Origin of the sequence: Novosphingobium sp. KN65.2 (assembly GCF_001368935.1) — a bacterium.
In the GTDB taxonomy this organism is placed as follows: Bacteria; Pseudomonadota; Alphaproteobacteria; order Sphingomonadales; family Sphingomonadaceae; genus Novosphingobium; species Novosphingobium mathurense.
The window spans coordinates 1-9,858 of the sequence record NZ_CCBH010000073.1; the positions used below are offsets into that span (position 1 = coordinate 1).

Sequence of the window (9,858 nt, forward strand, 5' to 3'; positions counted from 1 at the left end):
CGGCGGTTGCCGCTGCGATCGGCACGCGCGGCCAACTCGCCGTTGCCACCACCCGCAAGAAGAAGGCGGGGCCAAAGCCCCCCGACCTTTCGACCTTGCAGGAGATCGCGGGGCGTTGGGGCTGGACGGCCGCCAAGGTCATGGAGATCGGGCAGGCCCTTTACGACCGGCACAAGATCATAACCTATCTACGCGCGGAGACGCGCTATCTGCCCGAGGTTCTTATTCCGGCAGCAAGCGAAATTTTCGCTGCGCTATCGACGTTCGGGCCGTGGCAGATCGGGGCACCTGGTGCCCCGAACATTCGCAAGGGAAAGCAGGGCGTCTTTTCCGATGCCGGGCTTGGCGGCGAAAGCCATCACGCCATCATCCCGAACCCCAAGACGCTCGCAACGCTCCCCGACACCTACGCGGCGCTTTCCGAGGATGAACGCCGCCTGTTCGATGAAATCGCGCGCCTGTTCCTGCAATCCATGTCGCCCGACTACGAATATGACGAAACCAGCGTGACGCTCCCGATCGACGAGGCCGTCTATGCGACCAAGGGCGTTGTGTCGCACGTAGAGGGCTGGCGCCTCTACCGCGACACGTCCGGCAAGGAGAAAGAGGACGTGGCCGAGTTGCCCGCGCTCGAGCACGGCGCGGCGGCCGAGATCGTCACGGCCAAGCTATCCGAGCGGACCACGCGCGCGCCAGAGCGTTTAAACGAGGGCACGCTTGTAAAGGCGATGAAGAATGCCGCGCAGTTCATCCGCGACCCGGCGCTGAAAGAGCGCCTGAAAGATGCAAAGGGCATCGGCACGCAGGCAACGCGCGATAGCGTCATTGCTGGCCTCAAGGAACAGGGCCTTATCATGACGAAGGGCGGCAAGCTCTATCCCACACAGGCAGGCATGGCCGTGTTCTCGATCCTGCATAAGGTCGCGCCGTCGCTGGTCGATCCCGGCACAACGGCCGTTTGGGAAAGCCGGATCGACGGGATTTTGACCGGCGGTACTACGCTTGACGCCTTTGTGTCGGAGGTGGCGGCCGAGACGGAGCGCCTTATCGGCGTGCTGCGCCAGTGCGAGCCTACGGCCGCGTTCGGCACGGCCGCGCCCAGCGAGAAGATGATTAAGGCGGTGATGGCCGTTGCCAAGCGCACCGGCACGCCGCCCCCTTCGACGTTCCGCACCGATTTTGCCGCGTGCAAAGCCTTCCTCGACGCGCACCCGGCCAGTTAGGAGTTACGACCATGGTTCAGCACAACCCGCTTACGCTCGACCGCAAGGCCCATGCGCTGCGTCAGTCCCTTGGCCCCGTCATCGCGTCTGCGCTTGCCGAAAAGCTGGTTGTAGAGGTCATGGTGAACCCTGACGGCAAGATATGGGTCGATCGCATCGGCGCGGGCCGCGAGTATAGCGGCCACGACATGACGCCAGCAGATGCCGAACGCATCTTGCGGCTACTGGCGGACCATGCCGGGGAAGTCGTGACGCGCGATCGGCCGCGCGTCAGCGCCACCTTGCCCGAAACCGGCGAGCGGTTTCAGGGCATATTCCCGCCTGTCGCGGCGAATGCCATGTTTTCGATCCGCAAGCGGCCCGAGGTCATTTTCACGATCGACGACTATATCTCGGAAGGCATCATGAGCGCCGCACAGGCGGCGCTATTGAGCGAAGCGGCCGAGCAGCGGGCGAATATGCTGATCGTCGGCGGCACCGGCTCCGGCAAGACCACGCTCGCCAATGCGATCCTCGCGCTTCCCGCCTTCGCCGAGGACCGCGTTTTCCTGATCGAGGATACCGCCGAGCTGCAATGCGCGGCCACTGACAAGGTGGAGCTGTTGACCAAGCGCAGCGACCCGCCCGTCACGATGACCGATCTTGTCCGGGACAGCCTGCGGTTGCGTCCGGATCGGATCATTATCGGCGAGGTCCGCGACGGCTCCGCGCTGGACTTGCTCAAAGCGTGGAACACCGGCCATCCCGGAGGACTGGCGACGATCCACGCAAATAGCGCCTATGAAGGTTTGACCCGTCTTGAAGACCTCATTGGCGAGGTGACGCAGCGCATCCCGTATCGGGCAATCGCGCAAGCGATCAACGTCCTCGTTTTCATCAGGCGGACCAAGGAAGGACGCCAGATCGAGAACATCGCCCGCGTCGCCGGTCGCGATGGCGACCGCTATACTATTGAAGATATTAACTAAGGACTTGGCAATCGCCGAAAAGGGGTAATTGCCACCCAGTCGCAAATAGCTACACATAGGCATTGACCGGACTCCCTTTTGGTATATTCTATAGTCTCTCCGAATATTAAATATTCGGAGATGCTGACCTATCTGGGAGTAATCAATGAACATTCGGAACCTCATCAGGCGAGGGCGCGCGGCGGTTTTCGTCGCTGTCCTCTCGCTCATATCGTCCCCGGCCTTCGCGGGCGGCTCCGGGATGCCGTGGGAAGACCCGCTGCAACAGATCGCCGATTCACTGACCGGCCCCGTCGCCAAGATCGCGGGCATCCTCGCCGTCGCCCTCGCGGGCCTTGGCTTCGCTTTCTCCGAAGGCGGCGGGTTCATGCGTAAGGTGCTGGGCATCGTCTTCGGCCTCGCCATCGCCTTTGCCGCGAGCACCTTCTTCATCCCGTTCTTCGGCTTCTCTGGCGGCGCGGGTTTCTGACCATGGCCGATAGCCACGACATACCGGGCTACGAGGTTCCGTTTCACAACAGCCTCGCCGAACCGATGACGTTCGGCGGGGTTCCTCGCAGTTTCGCGCTCATCAACTTCATTATGGCGGCCGAGCTGACCCTTGGCCTTGGTGTGTGGTGGCTGGGCATCCCTGTGGGGGCCGCGCTGCACATGGTCGCCTACGCGCTCACGAAGCGCGACCCCCATTTTTTCGCGACGCTCAATCGTCACCTTCGCCAGAAACCATATTGGGACGCCTGAAATGTTCAATATCGGAGAATATCGGCCAAAGGCCGCTCGCCTCATGGACCATCTGCCCTGGGCCACGTTCATTGCCCCCGGCGTTCTCCTGAACAAGGATGGCAGTTTCCAGAAGTCGCTTACCTTTCGCGGGCCGGACCTTGCGAGTGCGACCCAATCCGGCCTGATTTCCGCACGATCGCAGCTCAACAATGCGCTGCGCCGCTTGGGTTCGCGCTGGTGCCTCCATGTTGAGGCCCTGCGCGTGCCCTCGCAAACCTATCCTGACAGCCTCTTTCCCGATCCCGTCTCCCAGCTCGTGGACGAGGAACGGCGCGCCGCTTTCGAGGCCGAGGAATCGCATTTCGAAAGCCGCTATTTCATGACGTTCACCTATCTGCCCCCCGAGGGCAATATAGGGCGCGCCAGCAGCCTTGTGATCGAGAATGCCCCTACCGGGCAGGGCGCGGATGCCATGTATCGCACCGCGTTGCGGGATTTTCAGGGCGTCGTCCGACAGGTCGGCGACATACTCTCCGGCTTCATGCCTGAAATCCGCGAGATGAGCGACGACGAGACGCTGACCTATCTCCATTCATGCATTTCGACCAAGCGCCACCCCGTAAAATCTCCCGAGGTGCCTTTCTACCTCGACGCCATGATTACCGACGACGATTTTCAGGCGGGTCTCTTCCCGCGCTTGGGCAAGCACTACATGCGGACCATTTCAATCCGGTCCTATCCTGCATCATCGACGCCGGGGATGCTCGACCGGCTCAATTCGCTGGGCATCCCCTATCGCTGGGTTTGCCGGTTCCTCCCCCTCGACAAGGAGGACGCCAGATCGGAAGTCGAGAAAATCCGCAAACGCTGGTTTGCCAAGCGCAAGGGCGTGACGGCCCTCATCAAGGAGGCCATCACCAAGGAACCCTCCCAGCTTGAGGACAGCGACGCCATCGCCAAGGCATATGACGCCGAGGCGGCAATGCTGGTCATCGGGTCCGACAGTGCGGGTATGGGCTATTTCACGCCGACGATCACGCTCACCGATCCAGACCCGGACAAGCTGGCGGCAAAGGTCCGCGAAGTGGAATCGAGCATCAACCGCGCCGGTTTCGTCGCCAAGGTCGAAGACGTGAACGGCGTAGAGGCGTGGCTCGGAAGCCTGCCCGGACACGCCTATGCGGACGTGCGCCGCCCGCTCGTTACCACCCTCAATCTATGCGATATGCTGCCCGTCTCCGCCAATTGGTCGGGTCCGGTCATCAACGCGCACCTTACGGCCGAGGCGCGCAAGCGTGGGGCGACCGAACCGCTCCCCCCGCTGCTCCACGCCCGCACCGATGGCTCGACCCCGTTCCGTTTCGACCTCCATCAGGGCGATGTGGGCCACACCATGATTATAGGCCCGACAGGCGCGGGCAAGTCGGTGCTGCTCAATACGATTGCGATGCAATGGCTTCGCTATCCCGACGCGCAGGTTTTCATATTCGACAAGGGCGCGTCGTCGCGGTCCTCGACGCTGCTTTCTGGCGGCGCATTCTTCTACCTTGGCGGCGATCGAGCCGCGCTCGCCTTCCAGCCCCTCGCCGAGATCGACACGGCTTCGGACCTGTCATGGGCGCAGGAATGGGTTCTGGACATCATCGCGGCCGAGAATGTGCCGATCACCCCGGCAGTGAAAGACGCGGTTTGGAGCGCGCTCACCAACCTTGCCAGCGCGCCGCAGGATCAGCGCACGCTCACCATGCTTGCCGCGACTATTCAGGACAAGGAAGTCAAGGACGCCCTCATTCCCTATACGCTGGACGGCCCGCACGGTCACTTGCTCGACGCGGCCACCAATGCCTTGAGCGGTGGCAACTGGCAGGCTTTCGAGATGGAAGCCTTGATGGACAACAAGGCGGCGGTCGGTCCTGTCCTGACCTACCTTTTCCATGTTCTCGAAAAGCGCCGGTTCAAGGATGGACGGCCGACGCTGCTCATTCTGGACGAAGCATGGCTGTTCCTCGATTCCAGCAGCTTCGCCAAGCGCATCGAGGCATGGCTACGGACGCTCCGCAAGATGAACGTCGCGGTTGTGTTTGCAACGCAGAGCCTTGGTGATGTGCTGCAATCGTCGATTGCGTCGGCGCTGGTGGAGAGCTGCCCCACGCGCGTCTTCCTGCCAAACCCCGACGCGCGGACGCCGCAGATCGAGGCTGTTTATGAGCGGTTCGGCCTCAACACCAAGCAAATCGACCTGATTTCCAAGGCGATCCCGAAGCGCGAATATTACTACCAGAGTCGCTCCGGTAATCGCCTGTTCGAGCTGGGGCTTGGTCCCGTCGCGCTGGCGGCCGTCGCGGCCAGTTCGCCCGAAGATCATAAGATGATGGACCGGATCATGGAACGGGTCGATGGCGAGGGCTGGAACTTCGCTTCGACTTTCTTTTCGATGAAGGGCCTTCCCGGCATCGCCGATTTCCTCCGCCGTGAAGCGCAGAGCGCCGGGGAAGCTGCGTGATGCCGCGACCATTCCTGCCATGGCTGGCGGCCACACGTCGCCGGCAGCGCATCGCACTGATCGTCGCGCTGGCCCCCTTCTATCTCGCCTTTGTGCTGGGATGGGTGGCACGCGAGCCATTGCCCCTGTTCATCGGCGCGATCGGCATGGTGGTGCTCGCGCTCGCCTACCGGCTGCTCGCGAGGCCCCACCCGCCCAAGCGGCCCAACCTCGAACAAGATCTAGTTCACACCGCAGAAGGAGAAGAAGCATGAAGCCCCGTATTCTTGCCGCCGCGCTCGCCCTGGGGGCGATCACGACCACGGGACTAACGCCGATCGGCGTCACGCCAGCGTCCGCCGCTATGCCCGTGGTGGACGTGAAGGCCATCGCGCAGATGTTGAAGCAGGTGAAGGCCGCCACCGATCAGGTGACGCAGCTCAAGGCCCAGCTCGACGCGCAGACGCGGATGCTCAACAAGATCACGACCGACATCAGCCCCGAGCTGTCGTCGATCCTTAACGATGCGACCTCCATCATGCAGAGCGCTAACGGCATTGGCTATAACGCCAAGAGCCTTACGTCCGATCTGGACAGGATTTACCCGCAAGACCTTCTCGGTTCGTCTTGGGATCAGATCACGTCCCAGCAGCAGGATTGGGAACTCCGCACGCGCGATACCCGGCGCGAGGCGATGGAGGCGCAAAACGCGATAGCACAGAGTCAGAGCCGCACGCAGAGCGCCGTTTCGCGGGCCGTCAGCGCCTCGCAGGGGGCGGATGGACAGACCGCCGCCATTCAGGCGACGAACCAGCTTCTGGCGGCACTCTCGACCCAGCTTAGCGGGCTACAGACCTTGCTCATCACACAGATGCGTGCGGCCGAGACGGCAAATGCCCAGCGCGCGGCCGAACAGGCTGCAAGCGATGCGTTGCACAAACGCGCTTTCGGTCCCCAGCCAACCCAACCCAACTATAGCTTTTGAGGCAGTCGATGAGACACGTTTGCTTCCGCTTTGTCGTTCTCGCCACGCTGGGGCTGGCTGCTTGTGGCCCCAGCATAAAGAGCGTCGATTACTACCGGGAACACCCGGATGAAGCCCGCGCCACGATCGAAACATGCAAGTCACAACCGACAACGGCCGATGACAATTGCAAGAACGCGAGAGCAGTTATTTCCGAGATCGAATCTAACACGCTGCACAAGCGGGTTTTCGGTCCCCAGCCAAAGCAGCCGAATTACGCCTTCTAAAGCGTGATCGCGCCCTACTTTAGGATGCAGCGATGCCAAGCCCCGCTAATACCGACATTCTCACCAAGTTTCTAGATGCCTATTCTAGCGCCATTGATAGCGGCTTCGGCCTCATCAATAGCGATGTTATGGGCATCATGTCGATTGTCGCAACAATCGCCCTCGCTCTTGCCGCGATATTTTGGGCGCTCGACGAAAATGGCCGGATTACGTCCGAGCTGTTTAGGAAAGCCCTCTTATTCGGTTTCTTTCTGTGGTTGGTGAACGACTGGAAAGGATTGAGCTGGACCGTTGTTAAGGGCTTTACCGCGTTAGGTTTGAAGGCAGGCGGGAGCGGAATGGGCGTCGATGCTTTCCTTGATAATCCGGGGAACATCGTAAAGTTCGGATTCGATCATGTGATTGCGATGGGGAACGTCATCAAGTCGATGACGGGGCCGGTGGCATTTTTCGACAATTTTGCAGCGATAATTATCATCGCATTTGCTGCGATCGGAACAATTGCTGCCTTCTTCGTCATCGCTGTGCAACTCGTCGTGACGCTGATCGAGTTCAGGCTTGTAACGCTGGCAGCTTTCGTTTTGATCCCGTTCGGCGTTCTAAAACAGACCAGCTTTCTTACTGAGCGCGCGCTTGGCTATGTCGTGTCGTCCGGACTTAAATTAATGACCATTGCCCTGATCGTCACGATTGGCGGCAAGACCTTCAATAACATTACCCTTGTCGCTCCCGGCAATCCCGACCTTGCCACCACGCAGGCACTTTCAATTTTGTTAGCCGCGATTCTTCTTATGATGCTGTCACTTGTCGTCCCCGCGATAGCGAATGCGCTTGTTGCAGGCGGGCCGCAGCTTGGCGGTGGCGCAGCTCTCGCGGGAGCCGCTGGCGTTGCCGCCGCAGCAGGCGGCGCATATCTCGCCGGTCGCGGCGCGATCGGCGCGGGCCGTGCAGCGATGGGCGCTCCTGCTGCCATGGCCGCCAAGGCACAAGCCGCTGCTGGTGCGATCAGAGAGGGCGCAAAAAGCGGCATCCCTCCCCTTGGAGGCTTTGGTAGCGGCACGATGGGTCCGGCCCCTGGGCCGTCATCAGGTGGCGGTGGCGGGGGTGGCACTCCATCCCCGTCAGGCGGTGGCGGGATGCCCTCCGCACCGTCAGGCGGCGGCGCTGGCCTCGACGCAGCCCCGACCGCTCGTATGCAGGATACCGCGCAGAAGATCGCCAGCGAAAAGGGCGTCGAGCCGCCCGACATGACTGATGGCCGTGCAGTGCGCGACTTCCTCAACAAGAACAGCAATGCGGACTTGGGGGCCTACCGCCCGAATGCCGCGTCGCCGCCGAGCAGCGCCGCGCAGCCGTCAAGCACTACAGGTAGTGCAGGCAATGCAAGTAGTGCGGATACGGCGAGCGCCGCAGCACCGTCCAGCGATGGCGGAGCAGGCACCGCCGAAGCATCGGCGGCCAGCTCGCAGACAGACAGCGTGCCGTCATCGTCAGGTGCCGATACCGGCCCTGCTTCCGATGCGGGCGAGGCGAGCGCCGCCGCGAAGACGGATAGCGGCAAAGCCGCTCCCACTCCTGCCCCCAGCACAGCGCCCCCGCCTGACGTGACGGTCGCGCGGGCCGAGGCACGAAGCAAGGCGCATCGCGCCAGTAGGACCACGCGCGCCGCGCAGGCGGCGGCGGCGGCAACCAGTAGTCAGGGCGGGGCAGGAATGACCGCCGACATCGAGCACAGCGAGGACTAACCACATGAAGAACTTGTTTCGGCGATCGACGCCCAGCTACGGCAGCTCTGCACCATTGAATAGTCCCTACGCCAAGGCGGCGCAGGAATGGGACAACCGCATCGGCTCCGCCCGCGTGCAGGCGAAGAACTGGCGCATTGCCACGTTCATCGCGCTTGGGATCGCGGGCGCGGCCGTCGCATCCAATATCTATCTGGCGACCACGACGCGGGTTGCCACCTATGTTGTCCCGGTCAACGAGCTGGGCAAGCCGGGGAAGATCGTCGCTGCCGGTCAGGTCTATGAACCTAGCCGCGCCGAGACGGCCTATTTCCTTGCCGATTGGGTGCAGCTCGTTCGCTCGAAAAGCACCGATGGTGTTGTCATCCGCCAGAACTGGCAGAACGCCTATAACTTCATCACGGCGCAGGCCGAGCAGACCTTGAACACCTATGCGAAGGAAAACGATCCCTTCGCCAATGTCGGACAGGATGCCCGAACCATTGAGGTGCAAGCGGTCCTGCCTCGCAGCAAGGACACCTATCAGGTGACTTGGCGGGAAACCGCCTACACGAACGGCACGCCCATGCCTCCCGAGCGGTGGACCGGCCTTTTCACCGTTCGCGTGAAACCCCCCAAGACCGAGCAGGAGCTACGCGCCAACCCGCTCGGAATCTTCATCACCAACTTCCAATGGAGCCGGGAGCTTTAATCATGCAGCGTATCCGTATCAGGTCCGTCCGGGCCATCGCCCTTTCGTCGGCAATCCTTTGGAGCACCACCGGCTGCGCCGCGACCGCCCAGCAAACGCAGATGGTCCCCGCGCAGGCCCAAGTGTTGCCCGCGCCGGAACCCGTTGTGCTCCCCGAGCCGGAAGCGCCCCCCTCGCGCCTGGTGCCGGTCAACCGGCCCCAGCCATCCACACGCGCTGCCGTTCGGCGCGGCTCGCCGCCTCTTGCGACGATCCGCAGCGCCAACGATCTTTCCCGGCAAACACCAGCTCCGGACGGCTTCATCAATTCCGCCATGTTCTACGATTATATGCCGGGAGCGATCTACGAGGTGCATACCTCGCCGCGTTTCATCTCGACGATCGCGCTCCGACCCGGCGAGAAACTGATTTCCAAGGCCGCTGGCGATACCGTTCGCTGGGTCATGGGCGAAACCCAGCAGGGGACGGGATCGAGCGCGCAGACCCTTGTTTTCATCAAGCCGATCAAGGGCGAATTGCGGACCAATATCGTCCTCACCACCGATCAGCGCACCTACATGCTGGAAGCGATCAGCCACGCCAGCGACGCCTATACCAGCATTGTTTCGTGGAATTATCCGCGTGACCAACTCGCCGAGCTGACCACAGCCGGGATTCTCGCCAATGCATCATCCGGTGCGACGATCGACGGCGACATATCGGTCGATAATCTCAATTTCGGCTATAGGATCAGGGCGCGCGGCCGACACCCCCCCGCCCCGGCCCCCCCGGGCGG

At 62.1% G+C, this 9,858-nt stretch carries 11 protein-coding genes; all 11 read left to right on the forward strand.

What is annotated here, in order from left to right:
- Positions 1–1,223: DNA topoisomerase (locus SPHV1_RS02900; protein ID WP_231634480.1), on the forward strand; the 1,223-nt coding region annotated here is incomplete at its 5' end.
- An 11-nt stretch (positions 1,224–1,234) separates the two neighbouring features.
- Positions 1,235–2,191 carry a P-type conjugative transfer ATPase TrbB gene (trbB, locus tag SPHV1_RS02905; protein ID WP_030091796.1) on the forward strand — a complete coding sequence of 319 codons (957 nt, stop codon included), beginning with the start codon at positions 1,235–1,237 and terminating at the stop codon, positions 2,189–2,191.
- Positions 2,192–2,336: 145 nt separating this feature from the next.
- Positions 2,337–2,660: a TrbC/VirB2 family protein gene (locus SPHV1_RS02910; protein WP_030091795.1), complete on the forward strand. Its 324-nt coding sequence runs from the start codon at positions 2,337–2,339 to the stop codon at positions 2,658–2,660.
- Positions 2,661–2,662: 2 nt separating this feature from the next.
- The gene (locus SPHV1_RS02915; RefSeq protein ID WP_030091794.1) at positions 2,663–2,932 is read left to right on the forward strand and encodes a VirB3 family type IV secretion system protein; all 270 of its coding nucleotides are present in this window, start codon (positions 2,663–2,665) and stop codon (positions 2,930–2,932) included.
- Between the two features lies 1 nt (position 2,933).
- Positions 2,934–5,417, forward strand: coding sequence for a conjugal transfer protein TrbE (gene trbE / locus SPHV1_RS02920; RefSeq protein WP_030091793.1), 2,484 nt, complete (start codon positions 2,934–2,936; stop codon positions 5,415–5,417).
- On the forward strand, positions 5,417–5,671 hold the full coding sequence (locus SPHV1_RS25345; protein WP_048575066.1) for a hypothetical protein: 255 nt from the start codon (positions 5,417–5,419) through the stop codon (positions 5,669–5,671). Before trbE ends, SPHV1_RS25345 begins: the two co-directional genes overlap by 1 nt.
- Entirely contained in the window at positions 5,668–6,381 is a 714-nt protein-coding gene (locus SPHV1_RS02930; RefSeq protein ID WP_048575067.1) for a type IV secretion system protein, read from the forward strand. Before SPHV1_RS25345 ends, SPHV1_RS02930 begins: the two co-directional genes overlap by 4 nt.
- An 8-nt stretch (positions 6,382–6,389) precedes the next feature.
- The gene (locus SPHV1_RS26090; RefSeq protein ID WP_048575068.1) at positions 6,390–6,647 is read left to right on the forward strand and encodes an EexN family lipoprotein; all 258 of its coding nucleotides are present in this window, start codon (positions 6,390–6,392) and stop codon (positions 6,645–6,647) included.
- Positions 6,648–6,679: 32 nt separating this feature from the next.
- Positions 6,680–8,392, forward strand: coding sequence for a P-type conjugative transfer protein TrbL (trbL, locus tag SPHV1_RS02940; RefSeq protein WP_048575069.1), 1,713 nt, complete (start codon positions 6,680–6,682; stop codon positions 8,390–8,392).
- A 4-nt stretch (positions 8,393–8,396) separates the two neighbouring features.
- Positions 8,397–9,083: a conjugal transfer protein TrbF gene (gene trbF / locus SPHV1_RS02945; RefSeq protein ID WP_030091789.1), complete on the forward strand. Its 687-nt coding sequence runs from the start codon at positions 8,397–8,399 to the stop codon at positions 9,081–9,083.
- A gap of 2 nt (positions 9,084–9,085) precedes the next feature.
- Positions 9,086–9,858, forward strand: a 773-nt coding sequence (locus tag SPHV1_RS02950) for a TrbG/VirB9 family P-type conjugative transfer protein (protein WP_197277625.1), incomplete at its 3' end; no start/stop codon positions are given.

Excerpts from the sequence above, each read along its gene's own strand:
- SPHV1_RS02915 (WP_030091794.1), top strand. The coding sequence starts at position 2,663 with ATGGCCGATAGCCACGACATACCGGGCTACGAGGTTCCGTTTCACAAC.
- SPHV1_RS02930 (WP_048575067.1), top strand. The coding sequence starts at position 5,668 with ATGAAGCCCCGTATTCTTGCCGCCGCGCTCGCCCTGGGGGCGATCACG.
- SPHV1_RS26090 (WP_048575068.1), top strand. The coding sequence starts at position 6,390 with ATGAGACACGTTTGCTTCCGCTTTGTCGTTCTCGCCACGCTGGGGCTG.
- trbL (WP_048575069.1), top strand. The coding sequence starts at position 6,680 with ATGCCAAGCCCCGCTAATACCGACATTCTCACCAAGTTTCTAGATGCC.
- trbE (WP_030091793.1), top strand. The coding sequence starts at position 2,934 with ATGTTCAATATCGGAGAATATCGGCCAAAGGCCGCTCGCCTCATGGAC.
- SPHV1_RS02910 (WP_030091795.1), top strand. The coding sequence starts at position 2,337 with ATGAACATTCGGAACCTCATCAGGCGAGGGCGCGCGGCGGTTTTCGTC.
- trbF (WP_030091789.1), top strand. The coding sequence starts at position 8,397 with ATGAAGAACTTGTTTCGGCGATCGACGCCCAGCTACGGCAGCTCTGCA.
- SPHV1_RS25345 (WP_048575066.1), top strand. The coding sequence starts at position 5,417 with ATGCCGCGACCATTCCTGCCATGGCTGGCGGCCACACGTCGCCGGCAG.
- trbB (WP_030091796.1), top strand. The coding sequence starts at position 1,235 with ATGGTTCAGCACAACCCGCTTACGCTCGACCGCAAGGCCCATGCGCTG.